Below are 19075 nucleotides of genomic sequence, written 5' to 3' on the forward strand. Positions count from 1 at the left end.
TTCGGCTTACAGCAGCATCAAGACCACTTGCAGCAGCAGGATTGCAACCAGCGGCGACAGGTCGATACCGGAGATGCTCGGGATCAGCCGTTGCAGTGGCTGCAGCAATGGCCGGGTCAGCTGGTAGGCCGGTGCGGCCAGCGGCGAATATGGGTTGATCCACGAGAGGACGGCTTGCAGGATCAGCGCTCCAATCAGGATGTAGACCATCTGGCGGAGCAGCGCGCGTACGGCAAACCACAGAATCATCAGCGGCAGGCTGCCGTCGTCGGCCAGCGCCAGTGGCGACAGTGAAACGAGAAAACCGGCCAGGGCCAGTTGCAGCAGTAGCGCTGCGACTACGCTGGCCCAGTCGAGCCCGCCGACTCCCGGAACGATCCGGCGCAAGGGTTTGACCCCCCAGTTGGTCAGCTTGATCACGAAATCGCCAATCTGGCCGGCAAACGAAACGCGCATCGCCTGCATCAGGAAGCGCAGCAGGAACAGCGTGCAAAAAAAACCGACGACGGCATCCAGCAGGAAAACGATCGCCTGCATCTCAGGCCGCTCCGAGCAGTTTGCCCAGTTCGCGGCCACGTGCGGCGGCGGCGTGGCAGCCGGCGACGATGCCGTCCTTGACGCCGCGCTCGGCCATCGTCTTGAGCGCCGCCTCGGTGGTGCCGCCCTTCGAAGTGACGCGCTCACGCAAGATGCTCGCCGGTTCCTCCGATTGAGCGGCGAGGGCGGCGGCGCCCTGCACCGTTTCAATCGCCAGTTGCCGCCCCTGTTCCGGGGTGAAGCCGAATTCGGCAGCCGCCTGCTGCAAGGCTTCGATGAACAGGAAAACATAGGCCGGGCCGCTGCCCGAGACAGCGGTAACGGCGTCGATCTTGTCCTCTTCGGTCCACACCGTGGTGCCGACGGCCTTCAGTACCCGGTCGGCGATTTCGCGTTCGGAGCCGGTGACTTCCGGCAGGGCGCACAGGCCGGTGATCCCGGCACCGATCAATGCCGGGGTGTTCGGCATGCAGCGGACGATCTTGCGGTGACCGCCGAGCCAGCGCGACAGCGCGGCCATGTCGAGGCCGGCGGCAATGCTGATCACCAGCGTCTGGCGTTCGCTGGCGGCCAACTGGCCGGCCAGCGGGGCGACTGCGTCTTTCATCTGCTGCGGCTTGACGGCCAGCACCAGGACATCGGGAACGGCCGGGGCACTTTTCGCATCGGCATGGCAGTTGACCGTGTAGGTCGTGCGCAAACGCTCCCGTTGCTCGGGGCTGGGGTCGATCACGTGAATGTCGGTTGCGGCAAAGCCCTGCTTGACCATGCCACCGATCAGCGCGTTGGCCATGTTGCCGCCGCCCAGGAATAGGATCTTCATGCGTAGTTTCTTTCACCAAAAATGGCCGTGCCGATGCGGACAATGGTTGCGCCTTCGGCAATCGCGGCTTCGAGATCGTGGGACATGCCCATCGACAAGGTGTCGAAGGACGGGAGTGAGAGCGTGCTGCGAATGTCAGCGAACAGTTCGCGCAGACGGGCAAAGGCGGCCTGTTGTGCGGCCGGGTCGTCGCTGGCTTCGGGAATCGCCATCAGGCCCCGCAGCGTCAGCCGGGGCAGGCTGGCGACGGCGGCGCACAGTGCGGCGGCATCGGCCGGGGCGCAGCCGCTTTTGCTCGCTTCGCCGGATACATTGACCTGCACGCAGATCTGCAGCGGCGGCAATGCCTCAGGGCGCTGCGCCGACAGGCGTTCGGCGATCTTTTCACGGTCGACCGAGTGCACCCAGGAAAAATGCTCGGCCACCGGGCGCGTCTTGTTGCTTTGCAGCGGGCCGATGAAATGCCATTCGAGGCCGAGCGTGGAAGTTGCCTGGGCTTTTTCGACGCCTTCCTGGACGTAGTTTTCACCGAAGGCGCGTTGTCCGGCGGCGGCTGCGATGAGCACGCTGGCCAGCGGCCAGGTTTTGCTCACCGCGAGCAGTCGCACCGTGTCGGGCAGCCGGCCGGCGCGGTCGGCAGCGAGGCGGATGCGTGCCTGCACGGCTTGCAGGTTGTCGGCGATGTCGCTCATAATCGTTTGGGAATTTTTCGGGATCCGGTCTGGCGCGCCTGGGCGCGCCCCGGCGGGAAAGTATACACGCGCCGCCGGGGCGGCAAGGACGATCATGGATATTACCGAACTGCTGGCTTTCAGCGTCAAGAACAAGGCTTCCGATTTGCACCTTTCGGCCGGGTTGCCGCCGATGATCCGGGTGCACGGCGACGTGCGCCGGATCAACCTGCCGCCGCTGGAGCACAAGGAAGTGCACGGCATGGTGTACGACATCATGAATGACGCCCAGCGCAAGCACTACGAAGAGACGCTGGAATGCGACTTCTCGTTTGAAATCCCCAACTTGGCGCGTTTCCGGGTCAATGCCTTCAACCAGAATCGCGGTGCCGGCGCGGTGTTCCGGACCATTCCGTCGAAGGTCCTGACGCTGGAGGAACTCAACTGCCCGAAAATCTTCAAGGATATTTCGGAAACCCCGCGCGGCATTGTGCTGGTCACCGGGCCGACCGGCTCGGGCAAGTCGACCACGCTGGCGGCGATGGTCAACCACATCAACGAAAACGACTACGGCCACATCCTGACCGTTGAGGATCCGATCGAATTCGTGCATGAGTCCAAGCGCTGCCTGATCAACCAGCGCGAAGTCGGGCCGCATACGCTGTCGTTCAACAACGCCTTGCGCTCGGCCTTGCGCGAGGATCCGGACGTGATCCTGGTCGGTGAAATGCGCGACCTGGAAACCATTCGTCTGGCCCTGTCGGCGGCCGAAACCGGTCACCTGGTGTTCGGTACCCTGCATACTTCGTCGGCGGCCAAGACGGTGGACCGGATCGTCGATGTGTTCCCGGCGGCGGAGAAGGAAATGGTCCGTTCGATGCTCTCCGAGTCGCTGCGTGCGGTGATTTCGCAAACCCTGCTCAAGACCAAGGATGGCAACAGCCGGGTCGCGGCACACGAAATCATGATCGGCACCCCGGCGATCCGCAACCTGATCCGCGAAAACAAGGTGGCACAGATGTATTCGGCGATTCAGACCGGTCAGGGCTTCGGCATGCAGACCCTGGACCAGAATCTGCTCGACCTGGTCCGGCGCAATGTCGTCTCCAGCGTCGAGGCCCGCAGCAAGGCGGCCAACAAGGACAACTTCCCCGGTTGAACCCGGTGGTTGAAAGACGAGAAAGCAGACGATGGAACGCGATCAGGCGATGAAGTTCATGCATGACCTGCTGCGCCTGATGGCGCAGAAAAAGGGGTCGGATCTGTTTGTGACTGCCGGCTTTCCCCCGGCGATCAAGATCGACGGGCGGATCACGCCGGTCTCGAATCAGGCGCTGAGTCCGCAGCACACCGCCGAGCTGGCGCGTTCGATCATGAACGATCGCCAGGCGGCCGAATTCGAAGCCAGCAAGGAGTGCAATTTCGCGATTTCGCCCGCCGGGATCGGGCGTTTCCGGGTCAATGCACTGGTTCAGCAGGGGCGGGTGGCGATTGTCTGCCGTACCATCAACATGAGCATCCCGACTCTGGACGAACTGCAGTTGCCGCCGGTACTCAAGGATCTGGCGATGACCAAGCGCGGGCTGATCATCTTTGTCGGCGGTACCGGCACCGGCAAATCAACCTCGCTGGCGGCGCTGGTCGATTACCGTAACAGCAACTCCTATGGTCACATCATCACCATCGAAGACCCGATCGAGTACGTGCACGAGCACAAGAACTGCATCGTCACCCAGCGCGAGGTCGGGGTCGATACCGATGACTGGGGGCCGGCGCTGAAGAACACGCTGCGCCAGGCGCCGGACGTGATCCTGATGGGCGAGGTGCGCGACCGCGAAACCATGGATTACGCGATTGCCTTTGCCGAAACCGGCCACCTGTGTCTGGCGACCCTGCATGCGAACAGCGCCAACCAGGCCATCGACCGGATCATCAATTTCTTCCCCGAGGAGCGCCGGCAGCAGTTGTTGATGGATCTGTCGCTCAACTTGCGGGCGATGATTTCGCAGCGGCTGTTACCGAAAAAGGACGGCAAGGGGCGGCGGGCGGCGATTGAGGTGATGCTCAACTCGCCCTTGATCGCTGACCTGATCTTCAAGGGCGATGTGCATGAGATCAAGGAGATCATGAAGAAGTCGCGCGAGTTGGGCATGCAGACCTTCGATCAGGCCTTGTTCGACCTCTACGAGGCCGGTGAGATCAGCTATGAGGATGCGCTACGCAATGCCGATTCGCTCAATGACCTGCGCCTGCAGATCAAGCTGCATGGCAAGGAATCGCAAGACCGCGACCTGGCTTCCGGGATCGGTCATCTCGATATCGTTTGAGCGGCAATGTGCGTGACAAGGGAGTATTGAGATGTTGAAAAATGGCATTTTTGCCCTGTTTGCCTGGTTGACCGTGAATCTGGCCTGCGCTGCCGGCCTCGAAGGCATTTCCGGTGCCGATGCCGGCGCCGGGGTGCGCGAGGCGTTGGCCAAGGGCAGTGAATACGCGGTAGCCAGCCTGGGCAGGGACAATGGTTTCATGGGGAACGCCAAGGTCAGGATTCCGCTGCCCGGCTTCCTGCAAAAAGCCGAGAAAGGCTTGCGCATGTTCGGCATGGGCAAGCAGGCCGACCAACTGGTCGAAACCATGAACCACGCCGCCGAGCAGGCGGTGGCCGAGGCGCGGCCCATCCTCGGCGACGCCGTGCGCAAGATGACCCTGCAGGACGCCAAGGCCATCCTGACGGGGGGCGAGGACAGCGTCACGCAATATTTTCGTCGCACGTCCAGCGAGGCCTTGACCCAGAGGTTCGCGCCCATCGTCAAAGGTGCGACCGGGCGTCTGCAACTGGCCGAGAAGTACAACCAGTTTGCCGGCAAGGCAGCCGGTGCCGGGCTGATCGACCAGAAAGATGCAGACCTTGACGCCTACGTTACGCAGAAGGCTATCGATGGCCTGTTCCTGATGATTGCCGAGGAAGAAAAGCGCCTGCGCAGCAATCCACTTGAAGCCGGCAGCAGTCTGCTGAAAAAAGTGTTCAGCGCTCTCTGAGTTCGGTTGCGGAGCGGCGGCGCGGGCTGCTCAAGAAGGTTATGCGACGCTCCCTCGGCAGACCGGGGGGCGCCATCAGCCGTTCTGCGGCAAGAGCAAGCTTGTTCAGGCGATTCAAGTTTGCAGGTATTTGCGTCGTTGATTCGGGCAAGGAGTCTGCAATGAAACTCGAGCGCCTGGCCTCAACCACCGAAACCCTGAGTCGTGAAGCTCGCGAGCGAGCCCGCAACGCAGCCTCTGCGCCTCGGGTCGAGGCCATGGAAGGCGTCGAGGGCGACCGCCAGCGCAGCCTGCGGCAAGAGCTCGATAGCGTCGAAGCCTTGGCCGTCGGCGAATTTTCCGGACAATCCCGGCAGCTTGAGCAGGCCCGCCAGGTTGCAGATCAGTTGCGAGTGGTCTGTAGCGGCGGCGGTTGTCGCCTGCTCCAGTCGGCCGGACTGGTCGGGCGGGCTGTTCGTCTCTTGCACCTCGATACAAGTGCCTGATTTCAGATCATTCGCTGGCTATCGGCCGGTAGCGGCCCTGCGTTAGAATGCCGTCCCCTTCCCGACTCTTGCCTATCCCTTGTCGATGTCCGGTCTCAATCCGCAGCAATACGAAGCCATCCACTATCTGAACGGCCCCTTGCTGGTGCTGGCGGGGGCGGGCTCGGGCAAAACCCGGGTGATCACGCAGAAAATTGCCTACCTGGTTCAGGACTGCGGTTTCCAGCCCCGCAACATCGCGGCGATCACCTTTACCAACAAGGCCGCGAAGGAAATGCAGGAACGGATCGGCAAACTGCTCGGCAAGGCACAGGCGGGGGATTTGCAGATTTCGACTTTCCATTCGCTGGGCGTCCGTATTCTGCGTGAAGAGGCCAAGGTGCTGGGCTACAAGCCGCGCTTCTCGATCTTCGATTCGGCCGATTGTGCCGGGATCATCGGCGAGGCGGCCAAGACCGTGGATAAGGCGACCCTGCGGCAACTGCAGTCGATCATCTCGAACTGGAAGAATGCGTTGATCACGCCTGAGCGAGCCCTGCAGATCGCAACCAGCGAGCATGAAAAACTGGCAGCCCATGTTTTTCTGACGTATGAGGCAACGCTGAAAGCTTATCAGGCGGTCGATTTCGACGACCTGATCGGCCTCCCGGTCAAGCTTTTCTCGGAGCATCCGGAAGTCGCCGACAAGTGGCAGAACCGCCTGCGCTATCTGCTGGTTGACGAATACCAGGACACCAATGCCTGCCAGTACCAGTTGCTCAAGCTGCTGACCGGGGTGCGCGCCCAGTTCACCGCCGTGGGTGACGACGACCAGGCGATCTACGGCTGGCGCGGTGCCGACATCGAGAACCTCAAACGTTTGCCGGCCGAGTTTCCGACGCTCAAGGTGATCAAGCTGGAGCAGAACTATCGCTCGACCGAGCGCATCCTGCGTGCTGCCAACAACGTTATCGGCAACAACGAGAAATTGTTCGACAAGAAACTATGGTCGGATATCGGCGTCGGCGAGCAGATCGCCGTGCAGGCCTGTCGCGACAACGAGGCCGAAGCCGAAGGCGTGATCATGAAGCTGCAGTCGCATAAGTTCGAGAACCGCACCAAGTTCAAGGACTACGCGATCCTCTACCGTTCCAATCACCAGGCAAGGCTGTTCGAGACCCACCTGCGCAACCACAAGATTCCCTACCTGTTGTCCGGCGGCCAGTCCTTTTTCGACAAGGCCGAGATCAAGGACATCATTGCCTATTTGCGTTTGTTGACCAACGAGGACGACGATCCCGCCTTCATCCGCGCAGCGACTACTCCGAAGCGCGGAATTGGCGCCGCGACGCTGCAGGTGCTCGGCCAGTATGCCGGTGAGCGCCACGTCTCGTTGTTTCAGGCTGCCTTTGAAGAGGGTTTTGCCCAGCGAGTTCAGGCGCGCCAGCTGGAACCGTTGCACGAGTTCTGCCAGTTCATCAACCGCTTGCAGTCGCGCGCCAGTCGTGAGCCGGCCAACCAGGTCCTGCCCGATTTGCTCAAGGCCATCGATTACGAAGCCTGGCTTTACGACCAGGAGGAGCAGCGGGCGGCGCAGACGCGCTGGGCCAATGTCTGTGAATTTGCCGAGTGGATCAACAAAAAGGGCTCCGAGGACGGAAAAACCTTGATCGACCTGACGCAGAGCATTGCGCTGATCAACATGCTCGACAAGCAGGTGGCCGACGAATTCGATGGTGTTCAACTGTCGACCTTGCATGCCTCGAAGGGGCTGGAGTACCCGCATGTTTTTCTGGTGGGCGTCGAGGAGGGGATTCTGCCGCATCGCGAATCGCAGGAGGCGGACAAACTGCAGGAAGAGCGGCGGTTGATGTATGTCGGGATTACCCGGGCCAAGCGCTCATTGCATATCAGCTACTGCGAGCGGCGCAAGCAGGCGCGCGAATTCATCACCTGCGAGCCCTCCCGTTTTATCGATGAAATGGGCCGCGACGATGTCCGCTTTCTCGGCGGCAAGGCGGCCGAGAAGCCCGACCGGGCGACCGGCAATGCGCGGCTGGAGGCGATGAAGGCAATGCTGTCGGGCGGGCGTCCGAAAGGCGAAGAGAACTGACGGAGCTATTCGCCGGGGCGCTTGATCGGTCGGAGAGTAATAAAAAAGGACACCCGCAGGTGTCCTGTTGCCGGAGCCGGGTCGCTTACTTGACCTTGCCCAGAATGTAATCGACGGTAGCCTTGATTTCAGCGTCGGAGAGGTCGGCTGCGCCACCCTTCGGCGGCATGGCATTTTTGCCGTTCAGCGCGCTCTTGTAGAGCGCTTCCTTGCCCTGACCGACACGTGCTGCCCAGGCGCTCTTGTCGTCGACCTTGGGGGCGCCGGCGGCGCCGGAGTTGTGGCAGGCGCCACACACCGAGTTATAGATGGTGGCGGCATCTTTCGGGGCGCCGCCGCCGGCCGGTGCAGCCTTGGCCAGTTCGAAGCGGGCAACCGGCTGGATGCGTGCGTCGGCATCGTCCGCGCCCTTACTGTTGTCGGCAGCCGAGCCGTGATTACGGATCGAGAAGGGAACCACAACGGCCATCAGTACAACTGCGGCAACAATCGTCGCCCACATGATGCCTTTGGAAGAGTGTTGCTCAGCCATGCTGATTACCTCGCAGGAATGAATAAAGTCCGCAATTATAACGGCTGCACCCGGCGACTGAGCAAAAAAAACCCCGCCAGCGGCGGGGTGGGAATTCTCGAAAGGGGGGTTTCGAGAGGAGGGGTTCAATGCACAAGACGAAGTATAGGGAGGTTGCACAAGGGCGTCTGTCGTCCCTTTGTCGTCTTGTGTAACGGTCTGTAGCGGGGTCGCCGCATGCACCCGGGCGGTCTCAGCAGGCGAGATCGTCGAGGCTGTTGAAATTGGCGAAGGCAGCCGGATCGGGGAAATCAACGCTGACGGCTCCGGCTTGCTCGCACCACTGCATGACCCGTCGCCCTCCTCTTGCGAGGTAGTCGGCCAGATCGTCGGCGAGATCGCGATGGCAGAGGCAGAACACCGGATGGGCTTTACCTTCGGCCCGGGCGAAGGCGATTCGCTGGCCGTCGGCTTTGATGGCTGCGAACAGGCGGCTGGCCAGGTCGGCGGGGAAATGCGGCGAGTCGCAGGGCACGCTGAGTACCCAAGGGGTGCTGGCGGCACAGAGGCCGGCGTGCAGGCCGGCCAGCGGCCCCGGGTAGTCGGCAAAGGCATCGCCGATCAGCGGCAGGCCGAAGCCGGCATAGGCCGCACGGTCGTGATTGACGTTGAGCAGCAATGTTGCCACCTGTGGCTGCAGGCGTTCAATCACGTGCGCCAGCAAGGGGCGTCCGGCGTAGCGTTGCAGGCCTTTGGCGACCCCCCCCATGCGGCGGGCCAGACCGCCGGCAAGGATCACACCGGTCAGTTTTTGGCTCGGCTCAGCGGCCACGCGGGCGACCTCCGGTTGTGGTCCGGCCGGTCAGCTTGTTGCCGGGGGCGCCTGGTCGGGCTGCCGGGCCTGGGCGCGCACGCTTGATCCCGCCGGGGTGTCCCGGGGTTTTGCCCGCAGCGGCCGGTCGACCGTGGAAATCAGCGGTTTTGGTCGGCTTGCCCGGCTTTACCGGTGCGGCTTGCGGCAATTCGTGCCTGGGTTCGAAGCCGGGCTCTTCCTCGCGGCTCAGGCGGCGTTGGAGCAGACGTTCGATGGCGGCGAGTTGCGGGGCTTCGTCGGCGCAAACCAGTGAGACGGCGGTGCCGCTGGCACCGGCTCGGCCGCTGCGGCCGATGCGGTGCACATAGTCCTCGGCGGCGAGCGGCAGGTCGAAATTGATCACTAGCGGCAAGTCGTCGATGTCGAGTCCGCGCGCTGCCACATCGGTGGCGACCAGCAGGTCGACGCGGCGCTCGCGAAAAGCAGCCAGGACTTCGCGCCGTGTTTCCTGGTCGCGTTCGCCGTGCAAGGCGTCAGCGGCGAGTTCTTTGCCGCGCAGGTAGGTGACCAGATCGTCGGCGCCTTTGCGGCTTTTGACGAAAATCAGCGCCTGTCGCCAGCCACGGTCGCGCAGCATGAACAGCAGCAGGCCGGGTTTGCGTTTCTTGTCGACCGGCACGACCCATTGCTTGATTTTGGGGGCCGGGCGGTTGTGCGGGGTTGCGGAGATTTCGAGTGGTTGTCGCAGCCAATCCTGGGCCAGGCGGCGAATCGCCGGTGGAAAGGTTGCGGAAAAAAGCAGGCGCTGGCAGTGGTCTGGGAGTTGCTCGCCAATTGTTGCCAGTTCGCGGGCGAAGCCGAGCGCCAGCAGGCGGTCGGCTTCGTCGAGCACGACATGGTCGATCGCCGAAAGATCGAGAATTTCGTTGGCCAGCAGGTCAAGCAGGCGCCCGGGGGTGGCGACCAGCAGGTCGCAGCCGTCGCTCAAGGTTTCGACCTGCTCGGCCAGCGGCACGCCGCCATAAACTGCAACGCAGGCCAGGTCGAGATTGCGGGCGTAGGCGGTGCATGCGTCGGCGACCTGTTCGGCCAATTCGCGGGTCGGCACCAGGATCAGCGCCGCGCGTTCGTGCTGGCCGGCCAGACGCTGCAGGAGCGGCAGCGCGAAGGCGGCGGTCTTGCCACTGCCGGTGGCGGCTGAGGCCAGCAGGTCGCGCCCGGCGAGAATCGCCGGAATGGCCTGTTGCTGGACCAGGGTGGGCTGACGGTAATCCAGATGGTGCAAGGTCTGCTGCAGTTCGGGCAGGAGGCCGAGAGAGGTAAAACTCATAAGCGGATGGTGGGGGCAAAAACCGGGTTTAGTCGGCGAGTTCGATTTCGCCATGCACATTGACGCTGACCAGGCTTTCCCCGGCCTCCAGCGGCATCGGGGCGCGGGCCTTGGCTTCCATGGCCATCGCCATGCCGCGCAGCATCGGTGGCGCCATGCTTTCCTGGGCGATGTTCAGGCGTTTGAGCTTGTAGGCTTTGCCCAGAGTTTGGGCAATTTGTCCGGCGCGCGCCTCAAAGGCGCGGATGGCGTCTTCGGTAGCGCCTTCTTCGGCCGTTTTGCGGGTGGCTGCCGAAGGTTGCTGGCTGATTCCGGAAAGAGCAACCCGCTGCTGCTGCAAAGCAGTGACCGCCGCCGAGAGGGTGGCTGGGTCGTTGGCTTCGAGTTGCAATTCGCCGCGCATCCGCCAGCTTTCGATTTTCTGCTCGCGGTTGAATACCGGGTAGGCGTGCTGGTTGCCGCTGCGGACGGTCAGGTGGCGTGTCTGGCGCGCGATGCGCAAGGCTTCGCCGAGTTCGCGGTTTAGGCGGTTGGCCACCTCGGATGCATCGGCCGCGCTGGCTTCGACGTACAACTGGGCGTGGAAGCGGTCATTGGCCGCCGGACGACTGGCCGCCGCCGAAAGCTCGACGATGGTGCCGGCTTGGGCCGTGCCAATTAGCGCCACGAAGAGTGGAAGGCAGATGATGGGACCTGGCTTCATGGCGATTCTCCGCGAGGGTTAAAGATGCATTATCGCGGAAAACCCGGCGTTTACGTGTGGCGACCGGTCCGGTGCGGCGGCTGCGATGGTTAGAAACGCTTCGGCATTTGAATTGAGAATCCAGTGGTGGCTGGCTGCGCCAAGGAGGCAACCGGTTATCGACGGGCCAGGGCCGCCGGCGCTTGTTACCCCAGCCGCCGGCGCAGCCAGGCGCTACCCTGATCGACCGCGAGCGACAGTCCGAGCATCGCGAGGATGACTGTCGACGCTTGCGCGTGATGAAACAGCGACAGTTCGACATAGAGCAACTGGCCGAGACCACCGGCACCGACAAAGCCCAGCACTGCCGCCATGCGGATATTCATTTCCCAGCGGTAGAGGGTGTAAGCCAGCAGTTGCGGCAGGGCGCAGGGCAGGGTGCCGTAGAGAAAAGGCAGCGGCCCGCCGGCGCCGCTCAGGCGCAAGGCCTGTGCGGCTGCGGCAGGGGCGTTGTGGAGGGCTTCGGCGTAAAGTCGGCCGAGCACGCCGGCGGTATGCAATGCCAGCGCCAGGGCGCCGGCAAAGGGGCCGAGGCCGACCGCCAGCGCGGTGAGCGTGGCCCAGACCAGCTCCGGCACCGAACGCAGCAGGTTGAGCAGCAGGTTGCGCAGGGCTCCCAGCGGCGTCCCCGCCACCGGCAAGGCGAGGAGCAGCCCGGCGACGGCCGCGAGCAGGGTGCCGACGACCGAGATGGCCAGGGTTTCGCCGATGCCGTGTGCTACCCGCTGCAGCCAGTCCGGGTGCAGGTCAGGGGCAAGGAAGTCGCGGGCGAACTGGCCCATGCTGTCGGTCGCTTCCACGGTCAACAGCAGCGAAAGGTCGATTTCCAGGCCGCGAAAACTGGCCGCGATGGCGACTGGCAGGGCCGCCAGCAAGGCCAGGCTGCGGCCGCCAAGGGCTGCGGCACGGGCTGCCGGCGGCCGCTCCAGGCTGCGGCGCAACCAGGCCGAGAGTGCATCGGCGGCGAAGACCAGCGCCACGAAAGTGAGCAGGATGCTGGCGGCTTCGCCGCCATTGAGCATCTTCATCGCCTGATCCATCAGCTGGCCGAGGCCGCCGGCCCCGACAAAACCCATCACTACCGAGGCGCGAATCGCGCATTCCCAGCGGTAGACCGTGTATGAACTCAATTCCCGGGCGGCCAGCGGCAGCGCACCGTAGAGCAGGGCCAGCGGCCGGCTGGCGCCGGCCAGACGCAGCGCCCGGATCGGGGCCGCCGGCAGCGATTCGAGAATTTCGCCATATACCTTGCCCAGCATGCCGCCGTAAGTCAGCCCGAGCGCCAGGACCCCGGCGCTCGGGCCGAGGCCGAAAATGCGCACGAAGAGCAGCGCCCAGACCAGTTCTGGTACCCCGCGCAGCAAGGTCAGCAGCAGTCGGCTCAGCGGACTGAGGCTGGGGTGTTCGCGCCCGGCCGCGCTGGCGCAGTAGGCGAGCGGCACGGCCAGGACAAAGGCGAGGGCCAGGCCGGCAGTGGCGATGGCCAGGGTTTCCAGCGTGGCGCGGGCAAGCAGGGCGAGAAATTCCGGGCTGCGTTCTGGTGGCAGGAAAGCCGCAAGAAAGTTGCCGATGACTTTTAGGTTGCCTGGATCAAACAGCGTTGCCGGACGGACATCGGCGGCCTGGAACAGCGGCCAAAGGATGGCCAGCGCGCCAAGTACCCCCCAGACACGGGGAGGTGCAGCGGGGTCGCGCAGGGGGGCGGTTGTGTGCTGCATGTTCAGCAACAGGCGGCGCGGGCGGCGGCTAACTCGCCGGCGGCATAGCCGGCGCCTGGGGCAGCGTTGGCCGGGGCTGGGGTTTCGCCGGCGTACAAGTCTTGCAGCAGGGACTCGCTGACCTCTGCCGCCGGCAGATCGAACGCGATGCGTCCGGCCCGGAGGCCGACGATGCGGGAAAAATGCCCGAGTGCCAGGTCGACCGCGTGCAGGCTGGCGACCAGTGTGGCCTGGCGTTGCTCGGCCTCCGCCACCAGCAGCGCGATGCTCTGGCGAGCCAGTGTCGGGTCAAGGGCCGAGACCGGCTCGTCAGCGAGGATCAGTTCCGGCTGCTGGTAGAGCACGCGGGCGATGCCGACCCGTTGCAACTGGCCGCCGGACAACTGGTCGCAGCGGACAAACAGCTTGTCGGCGAGGTCGAGGCGGGCGAGTGCCGCCTGGGCCCCGGCCAGGTCCTGCGGGTAGAGTAGCGACGCGAGCGATTTCCACAGCGGCCAGCGGCCAAGGCGACCGGCGAGGACGGCGGTGACCACCCGCTGCCGGCCGGGCAGGGGCGGTGCCTGATGGATCAGGCCGAGGCGGGGGCGCAGGGTTTGCAGCCGATCCACGGTCGACGCGCGGTCGACCGTGACATCAAGTACCTGGCAGCGGCCCTGGCTGGCCCGCTGGGCGGTGGCCAGCAGCGACAGCAGGCTGGTCTTGCCGGCCCCGGAGGGGCCAATCAGCGCGATCCGCTCGCCGGCAACGGCCTTGAGCGAAATCTCGCTCAAGGCGGTAAAGCCGTTGGCGTGGGTCAGGCCCACGCCGTCGAGAGCAAAACTCATGCGCTTACTTGAGCAGGCCGGCCGCGTGGGCGGCCTTCTCGATCCCGTCGTAGTTCTCCTTCTTGCTCGGGATGAACTTGCTGGCGCGTTGCAGAGCCATGATCTCGGCGTGTTCCGGGTTCTTCGGGTCGAGCTTGAGGAAGGCGTCGGTCAGTTTCTTGACCAGGGCCGGGTCGAGGTCGCCGCGTACCGTCCAGTTGTAGTCGAAGTAGGTCGGGGTGGTGGCGAAGACGCGGACCTTGTCGGTATCCACTTTCCTGGCTTCGACCAGCTTGTCCCAGACCGAGGTGTTGAGCACGCCGGCCTCGGCCTTGCCGGCCGCGACGAAAGCGACGGTGGCGTCATGGGCGCCGGAGAAGGCAATGTTCTTGAAATCCTTTTCCGGGTTGAGGCCGGCCTGCTGCAGGAAGAAACGCGGCATCAGGCTACCCGAGGTGGAAGACGGCGCGCCAAAGGCGAAAGTCTTGCCCTTGAGGTCGGCCAGCGACTTGATCGTCGGGTCGGCGGTAATGAACTTGGAGGTGAACTTGGCGTCTTCCTCGCGCTGGACGATGGGGATCGCCGTACCGTTGGTGCGGATCTTGGCCTGGACGAAGGTGAAACCACCCAGCCAGGCGAGATCGAGCTTGCGGGTCGCCAGCGATTCGACCACGGCAGCGTAGTCAGAAACCGGGGTGAAGATGACCTTCATGCCGGTCTGCGCTTCGAGGTACTTGCCCAGTGGCGCGAACTTGCGCTGCAGTTCGGTTGGCGCTTCGTCGGGAATCGCCGAGACACGCAACACGTCGGCAGCGGCATGGGCGGAGAGGGAAAGACCGGTGCTGAGGGCGCAGGCAAACGCCCCCTTGAGCGCCATGCGGCGCAAGGAGAAGGACGACATCGACAGGACTCCGTTTTCGACAACAACCGTCGCCGCGCGGAATCGCGGCAACTTACATGGCGCCGGGGGCACCGCTCGGGTGCGGTACGCAGACCGCGCCGGGATTATACGCCGGGTCCTGCGATGCTCTTCCTTCGGGTTTTTGCCATCTGTGTCAAAATGGCGTAATTCGACAGGCGTATAGTTTTTTACGGATTTCCCATGTTGCAGCGCACGCTGGCTTACCTGACGCAAACCCTGCGCGGTTTCGTGTTCTCATCGACCATGGTCGTTGCCGTGCTCGCATTTACCGGTGCGGCCCTGTCGGCTACCCTGCTCTATGAACATCTGCTCGATCAGCGGGCGCGCGACACCTCGGCACAGATCACCCGCCAGACCTATCTCGCAGTGCAGGATGCCTTGCGCCAGCCGGATGGGCACCGCGAGGCGCAGCAGTTGATCGATACCTTTCGCCTGGTCTTTCCGCAGAATCTGAGCCGCCTCCGCATTCAGGGTATCGATGGCGAGATGGCGGCACTGCTGCAGGCACAAGGCGTGGTGGTTGAGGCGCTGGGGGATACCCTGCGCTATTCCTATCCGCTGGCGCCGGCGGCCCAGTGCCAGTCTTGTCATCGGCAGCTCGACAGCGGCCAGTTGCCGTTCGGAGCGGTGGTGATCGACTATGCCCGGCCGCGCCTGACCGACGAATCGCGCCTGCATTACATTGCCTTGTTTGTTGGGCTGGGGGCTCTGGCCCTGCTGACCTCGCTGGCTGTTTCGTTGTCGTCCACGCGCAAGATACATCGGTCGCTTGACCTGCTTGCGGCGCGGGTTGCCGAGGTGAACAGCATCCGCGATGTCGAGCGCTTGCAGTTTGGCGATGTCGATCTGGGTTTCCGCGAATTGAACGATACCTTCGCGCAGGTCAGTCAGCTGGTTCAGCGGCTCAAGGATGTGGCTGTCGACCGCGACATCCTCGAATTTGAAATCAGCTTGCTCGAAAAACTGATCATCACCACCAACGTGGTCAAGGACTGGCGGGCCTTCATCAAGAATCTGCTGGTCGAGATCAACCAGATCGTCGATGCCTACGCCCTGGTCACCATCTTCAAGGTGGATGAGGAGGCTTACGAGTGCGAGGTGTTCTGGCGCTACCCGCCGAGCGAGAGCACCCGCCGCCAGTTCGAGACCGTGCTGCAGCGGCGCCTCGACGAAACTCCGTTCATGGCTGGTGCGGTGTTTCTGCCGGTGGCGCACAACATCGCCGAGGAGGGCGGGGTGGTCGAACTCGACGAACGTCAGATCGAATTGCAGACCAAATCGCTGGTGCTCGAAACGCCGCGGATTGGCGGGATCGCCGGGATTGGCCTGCAGACCACCATCCTGGCGACCGATAACGTGCGCAAGATGGTGATCGGCAGCATCCTCACGGCAATGCTCAACTTGGTCGGCTCGGTCAAGGCGATCTACAAGTACACCAAGGATCTGGAACACTATGCGACTCGCGACCCGCTGACCGGTCTCTACAACCAGCGGATGTTCTGGGAGTTGCTGGCCGCCGAGGAGAAGCGCGTGCAGCGCAGCGCCGATTCCTTTGCGCTGATGGTGATCGACCTCGACAACTTCAAGCAGATCAACGACGGTTATGGTCACCATATCGGCGATATTTTCCTGCAGAGCTTTGCCGGTGGCCTCAAGCAGGCTGTGCGCCAGGCCGACCAGCTGTGCCGTTATGGCGGCGACGAGTTTTGCGTGATCCTGCCGCAGGCCGACGAGGCCGAGGCCCACGGGGTGGCCAAGCGGGTTGCCGAAATGCTCGAAAGCTTTGTCTGCCAGGCGCCGGACGGTACCCCGCTGAAAGCCACCGCATCGATCGGGATCGCTGTTTATCCGCAGCACGGCAATACCCCCAAGGACATTTTCCTGATTGCCGACAACATGATGTACAAGGCCAAGCGCTCGGGGAAGAACGCGATTGCCGCGCCCAACGCCGATGAACTGGCCGAGGCCTTCCGCAAGCTGGCGGAAAAAATGGCAATGATTCAGCGGGCGTTGGAGCAGAAACGCATCGTCCCGTATTTCCAGCCGATTTGCGCGGTCGGCGACGGACAGGTGGCGATCCACGAACTGCTGATGCGGATCGACATCGACGGGCGGATCGTCCCCGCCGGCGAATTCATCGCCGAGGCCGAGCGGATGGGGCTGGTGCACCAGATGGATTATCTGCTGATCGAGCAGGCTTTTGCCCAGGTGCAGGCCTTCGGTTATCGCGGCATGCTGTTCATCAATCTCTCGCCCAAGTCGCTGATCATCGGCGAGTTTGTCAGCAAGGTCCGGCATCTGGCTGAACACTACGGGGTTCAGCCGGGGCAGATCGTGTTCGAGATCACCGAACGCGAAACGGTCGGCAACCTTGCCGTACTTGAAGCCTTTGTGCTGGAGCTCAAGGAGCAAGGCTTCTGCTTTGCGATCGACGACTTCGGTTCAGGCTATTCGAGCTTCCATTACATCAAGCATTTCCCGGTCGATTTCATCAAGATCGAAGGCGAATTTGTCCGTAATATTGTCGATGATGAGGTCTACCGCGCCTTTATCAAGAGCATTGCGACCCTGGCGCAGGAGTTGGGCATGCGCACCATCGCCGAATTCGTCGAGGATCGGGCGATTCTCGACGAATTGCAGACGTATGGGATCGACTATGCCCAAGGCTATTACCTGGGGCGGCCGCAGGCTTCCCTGCATCCGGCCGGCACCCGCTTGCCGGTAAACAGCGAGGGGGGCTGATGACGACTTCTCCGGCAGTTCTGGTCGAATCGTTGGCTGCGCTGCTGCTGGCGCGTGGCGAATGGCTGGCGGTCGCTGAATCCTGTACCGGCGGCTGGCTGGCGCAGGAACTGACGGCCGTTGCCGGCAGCTCACAGTGGTTCGAGCGTGGCCTGGTGACCTATTCGAACGCCGCCAAGCGAGACTTGCTCGGGGTTGGCGAAGAAACGCTGGCAGCGCATGGGGCGGTTTCCGAGGCAACAGTCGCGGCGATGGCGCAGGGCCTGCTGCAGCGGGCGCCGGTGCACTGGAGCGTGGCGATCAGCGGTGTTGCCGGTCCTGCCGGTGGTTCGCCGGAAAAACCGGTGGGAACGGTCTGCTTGGCCTGGGCGGGAAAGGATTGGGGGTGCGAAGTGAGTACCTGCCATTTTTCCGGTAACCGTGAAGCCGTCCGCCGGCAAGCCGTGGCGCATGCCTTGCAGGGTTTGCTGGCGCGAGTCGGGAATGCCGGAGTGAGCGCCTGACCGCGAGGGGGGGCTACCGCTCGGCAGATTTCTCCCGAATTGACGGTTGACCGTGGCGGACAGAGGCGGCGGCTGGCTCAGGTCAGAGGAGGCGCCAGCACGACGCGCCCCTTGCCCGCACGTTTGGCCATGTACATGGCGCTGTCGGCGGCGGTCAGCAGGACCGTGCGCGAGTGCCCGTGCATGCCGCCAAGGGCAACGCCGATGCTGGCGCCGAGGCGGCAGGTGATGGCTTCCGGCCCCAACTGCATCGGTGGTTGCAGGGCCGCAATAATGGCATGGCCGGCGTCGATGGCAGCTTGCGGGCCGCTCACATCAAGCAGTACGACGACGAACTCATCGCCGCCAAGACGGCCGACAAAGGCCTCGTTGCCGAGCCCGGCCTGCAGGCGCCGGGCGACCTCGATCAGGGCCTGGTCACCGATTTCGTGACCGTGGTTGTCGTTGATCGGCTTGAAGCCGTCGAGGTCGATGAAAAGGATTGCATCGCAGGGCGGATTGCGGCCGCAGAGGCGCTGGTCGAGCAGTTCGCCGAGGCGGGCGCGGTTGGGCAACCCGGTCAGCGCGTCGTGCATGGCCAGGTATTCGATCCGTTCGCGCGCCGCTTCCTCTTCCGAGATGTCGCGGATCAGGCCGATGAACAGACTGCCGTTGTCGCGCTCGATTTCGGTCACTGAGAGCTGCATCGGAAAGATTTCGCCGTTGCGCCGGCGGCCACGCACCTTGCGGCCGGCGCCAATGATGTGCGGCGTGCGCTCGCGCTGGTAGCGGGCAAGGTAACCGTCGTGTTCGTTGCGGTAAGGCTGCGGCATCAGCAGCTTGACGTTCTGGCCGATGACTTCTTGCGGGCGGTAAGCGAAGATTTTCTCGGCGGCTTGGTTGAAGGTTTTGATGATGCCGCGTTCGTTAATCGCAACGATGCCTTCGAACACATTGTCGAGAATGCCGAACAGGCTGTCCTGGATCAATTTGATCCGTTGCATCACGTTGATCCGTGCCTGCAACACGGCGAAATTGATCGGCTTGGTCAGGTAGTCGTCGGCACCGGCATCAAGGCCCGCCACCACTTCCTCGGTCGAATTGAGCGCCGTGATCAACAGCAGCGGTACCCAGCGGTCGCTACCCTGCGCCTTGATCTGCCGGGTCGCTTCGATTCCATCCATTTCCGGCATCACCACGTCGAGCAGGACCAGATCGGGGCGGGCCTGCTGATAGGCGTCCACCGCTGCGCGTCCGTCCATCACGTAGGTCACCTCGTGCCCCCACTCCTCAAGTGTCCGGGTGATGTGCAGTCCAATGGCTTTGGAGTCTTCGGCGAGCAGGATTTTCATCGCGGGAGCCTG

18 protein-coding genes are annotated in these 19075 nt (G+C 63.3%); 7 read left to right on the forward strand and 11 right to left on the reverse strand.

Annotated features, from left to right (window positions below; translation table 11 throughout):
• Positions 1–6: 6 nt before the first annotated feature.
• Genes VX159_RS01590 through VX159_RS01600 form a run of 3 tightly spaced genes read right to left on the reverse strand, consistent with a single transcriptional unit; the run spans position 7 to position 2052 of the window.
• A complete protein-coding gene (locus tag VX159_RS01590; protein ID WP_371324238.1) occupies positions 7–537 on the reverse strand; it encodes a YggT family protein in 531 nt (176 codons plus the stop codon).
• A 1-nt stretch (position 538) separates the two neighbouring features.
• Positions 539–1360 carry a pyrroline-5-carboxylate reductase gene (gene proC, locus VX159_RS01595; protein ID WP_371324239.1) on the reverse strand — a complete coding sequence of 274 codons (822 nt, stop codon included), beginning with the start codon at positions 1358–1360 and terminating at the stop codon, positions 539–541.
• Entirely contained in the window at positions 1357–2052 is a 696-nt protein-coding gene (locus tag VX159_RS01600) for a YggS family pyridoxal phosphate-dependent enzyme (protein ID WP_371324240.1), read from the reverse strand. The genes proC and VX159_RS01600 overlap by 4 nt, the downstream gene beginning before the upstream one ends.
• Before the next feature lie 94 nt (positions 2053–2146).
• Between VX159_RS01600 and VX159_RS01605 the strand changes: the two genes are divergently transcribed.
• The 5 genes from VX159_RS01605 to VX159_RS01625 all read left to right on the forward strand — a co-directional run bounded on the left by VX159_RS01605 (position 2147) and on the right by VX159_RS01625 (position 7647).
• The gene (locus VX159_RS01605; protein WP_290898210.1) at positions 2147–3190 is read left to right on the forward strand and encodes a type IV pilus twitching motility protein PilT; all 1044 of its coding nucleotides are present in this window, start codon (positions 2147–2149) and stop codon (positions 3188–3190) included.
• A gap of 31 nt (positions 3191–3221) precedes the next feature.
• The gene (locus VX159_RS01610) at positions 3222–4358 is read left to right on the forward strand and encodes a PilT/PilU family type 4a pilus ATPase (protein WP_371324241.1); all 1137 of its coding nucleotides are present in this window, start codon (positions 3222–3224) and stop codon (positions 4356–4358) included.
• A gap of 31 nt (positions 4359–4389) precedes the next feature.
• Complete coding sequence (locus VX159_RS01615) at positions 4390–5070, forward strand: DUF4197 domain-containing protein (protein WP_371324242.1); 681 nt, start codon at positions 4390–4392, stop codon at positions 5068–5070.
• A gap of 161 nt (positions 5071–5231) precedes the next feature.
• Complete coding sequence (locus VX159_RS01620; RefSeq protein WP_371324243.1) at positions 5232–5555, forward strand: hypothetical protein; 324 nt, start codon at positions 5232–5234, stop codon at positions 5553–5555.
• An 85-nt stretch (positions 5556–5640) separates the two neighbouring features.
• Positions 5641–7647 (forward strand): UvrD-helicase domain-containing protein, encoded by a 2007-nt coding sequence (locus VX159_RS01625; RefSeq protein ID WP_371324244.1) that lies wholly within the window; start codon positions 5641–5643, stop codon positions 7645–7647.
• A gap of 85 nt (positions 7648–7732) precedes the next feature.
• On the opposite strand, the gene VX159_RS01630 is transcribed toward VX159_RS01625, so the two are convergent.
• The 7 genes from VX159_RS01630 to VX159_RS01660 all read right to left on the reverse strand — a co-directional run bounded on the left by VX159_RS01630 (position 7733) and on the right by VX159_RS01660 (position 14466).
• Positions 7733–8179: a cytochrome c5 family protein gene (locus VX159_RS01630; RefSeq protein WP_371324245.1), complete on the reverse strand. Its 447-nt coding sequence runs from the start codon at positions 8177–8179 to the stop codon at positions 7733–7735.
• A gap of 232 nt (positions 8180–8411) precedes the next feature.
• Entirely contained in the window at positions 8412–8990 is a 579-nt protein-coding gene (mobA, locus tag VX159_RS01635; RefSeq protein WP_371324246.1) for a molybdenum cofactor guanylyltransferase MobA, read from the reverse strand.
• The gene (locus VX159_RS01640; RefSeq protein ID WP_371324247.1) at positions 8980–10302 is read right to left on the reverse strand and encodes a DEAD/DEAH box helicase; all 1323 of its coding nucleotides are present in this window, start codon (positions 10300–10302) and stop codon (positions 8980–8982) included. The genes mobA and VX159_RS01640 overlap by 11 nt, the downstream gene beginning before the upstream one ends.
• Before the next feature lie 28 nt (positions 10303–10330).
• Positions 10331–11005, reverse strand: coding sequence for an SIMPL domain-containing protein (locus VX159_RS01645; protein WP_371324248.1), 675 nt, complete (start codon positions 11003–11005; stop codon positions 10331–10333).
• 185 nt (positions 11006–11190) lie between these two features.
• Complete coding sequence (locus VX159_RS01650; protein WP_371324249.1) at positions 11191–12762, reverse strand: PhnE/PtxC family ABC transporter permease; 1572 nt, start codon at positions 12760–12762, stop codon at positions 11191–11193.
• Between the two features lie 2 nt (positions 12763–12764).
• Positions 12765–13586 (reverse strand): phosphonate ABC transporter ATP-binding protein, encoded by an 822-nt coding sequence (locus VX159_RS01655; RefSeq protein ID WP_371324250.1) that lies wholly within the window; start codon positions 13584–13586, stop codon positions 12765–12767.
• 4 nt (positions 13587–13590) lie between these two features.
• A complete protein-coding gene (locus VX159_RS01660) occupies positions 13591–14466 on the reverse strand; it encodes a putative selenate ABC transporter substrate-binding protein (protein ID WP_371324251.1) in 876 nt (291 codons plus the stop codon).
• Positions 14467–14667: 201 nt separating this feature from the next.
• Between VX159_RS01660 and VX159_RS01665 the strand changes: the two genes are divergently transcribed.
• Entirely contained in the window at positions 14668–17229 is a 2562-nt protein-coding gene (locus tag VX159_RS01665) for a putative bifunctional diguanylate cyclase/phosphodiesterase (protein WP_371324252.1), read from the forward strand.
• Positions 17229–17732 (forward strand): CinA family protein, encoded by a 504-nt coding sequence (locus VX159_RS01670; protein ID WP_371324253.1) that lies wholly within the window; start codon positions 17229–17231, stop codon positions 17730–17732. The genes VX159_RS01665 and VX159_RS01670 overlap by 1 nt, the downstream gene beginning before the upstream one ends.
• A gap of 77 nt (positions 17733–17809) precedes the next feature.
• Here the strand turns inward: VX159_RS01670 and VX159_RS01675 are convergent, their stop codons facing one another.
• Positions 17810–19063 carry a diguanylate cyclase domain-containing protein gene (locus VX159_RS01675; protein WP_371324254.1) on the reverse strand — a complete coding sequence of 418 codons (1254 nt, stop codon included), beginning with the start codon at positions 19061–19063 and terminating at the stop codon, positions 17810–17812.
• Positions 19064–19075 lie beyond the last annotated feature (12 nt).

Origin of the sequence: Dechloromonas sp. ZY10, from assembly GCF_041378895.1 — a bacterium.
GTDB classification, from domain to species: Bacteria; Pseudomonadota; Gammaproteobacteria; order Burkholderiales; family Rhodocyclaceae; genus Azonexus; species Azonexus aquae.

What these genes read in the sequence shown, in the direction of transcription:
- VX159_RS01590 (WP_371324238.1), bottom strand. Translation starts at nt 537, where the DNA reads ATGCAGGCGATCGTTTTCCTGCTGGATGCCGTCGTCGGTTTTTTTTGC.
- proC (WP_371324239.1), bottom strand. Translation starts at nt 1,360, where the DNA reads ATGAAGATCCTATTCCTGGGCGGCGGCAACATGGCCAACGCGCTGATC.
- VX159_RS01600 (WP_371324240.1), bottom strand. Translation starts at nt 2,052, where the DNA reads ATGAGCGACATCGCCGACAACCTGCAAGCCGTGCAGGCACGCATCCGC.
- VX159_RS01605 (WP_290898210.1), top strand. Translation starts at nt 2,147, where the DNA reads ATGGATATTACCGAACTGCTGGCTTTCAGCGTCAAGAACAAGGCTTCC.
- VX159_RS01610 (WP_371324241.1), top strand. Translation starts at nt 3,222, where the DNA reads ATGGAACGCGATCAGGCGATGAAGTTCATGCATGACCTGCTGCGCCTG.
- VX159_RS01615 (WP_371324242.1), top strand. Translation starts at nt 4,390, where the DNA reads ATGTTGAAAAATGGCATTTTTGCCCTGTTTGCCTGGTTGACCGTGAAT.
- VX159_RS01620 (WP_371324243.1), top strand. Translation starts at nt 5,232, where the DNA reads ATGAAACTCGAGCGCCTGGCCTCAACCACCGAAACCCTGAGTCGTGAA.
- VX159_RS01625 (WP_371324244.1), top strand. Translation starts at nt 5,641, where the DNA reads ATGTCCGGTCTCAATCCGCAGCAATACGAAGCCATCCACTATCTGAAC.
- VX159_RS01630 (WP_371324245.1), bottom strand. Translation starts at nt 8,179, where the DNA reads ATGGCTGAGCAACACTCTTCCAAAGGCATCATGTGGGCGACGATTGTT.
- VX159_RS01640 (WP_371324247.1), bottom strand. Translation starts at nt 10,302, where the DNA reads ATGAGTTTTACCTCTCTCGGCCTCCTGCCCGAACTGCAGCAGACCTTG.
- VX159_RS01645 (WP_371324248.1), bottom strand. Translation starts at nt 11,005, where the DNA reads ATGAAGCCAGGTCCCATCATCTGCCTTCCACTCTTCGTGGCGCTAATT.
- VX159_RS01650 (WP_371324249.1), bottom strand. Translation starts at nt 12,762, where the DNA reads ATGCAGCACACAACCGCCCCCCTGCGCGACCCCGCTGCACCTCCCCGT.
- VX159_RS01655 (WP_371324250.1), bottom strand. Translation starts at nt 13,586, where the DNA reads ATGAGTTTTGCTCTCGACGGCGTGGGCCTGACCCACGCCAACGGCTTT.
- VX159_RS01660 (WP_371324251.1), bottom strand. Translation starts at nt 14,466, where the DNA reads ATGTCGTCCTTCTCCTTGCGCCGCATGGCGCTCAAGGGGGCGTTTGCC.
- VX159_RS01665 (WP_371324252.1), top strand. Translation starts at nt 14,668, where the DNA reads ATGTTGCAGCGCACGCTGGCTTACCTGACGCAAACCCTGCGCGGTTTC.
- VX159_RS01670 (WP_371324253.1), top strand. Translation starts at nt 17,229, where the DNA reads ATGACGACTTCTCCGGCAGTTCTGGTCGAATCGTTGGCTGCGCTGCTG.
- VX159_RS01675 (WP_371324254.1), bottom strand. Translation starts at nt 19,063, where the DNA reads ATGAAAATCCTGCTCGCCGAAGACTCCAAAGCCATTGGACTGCACATC.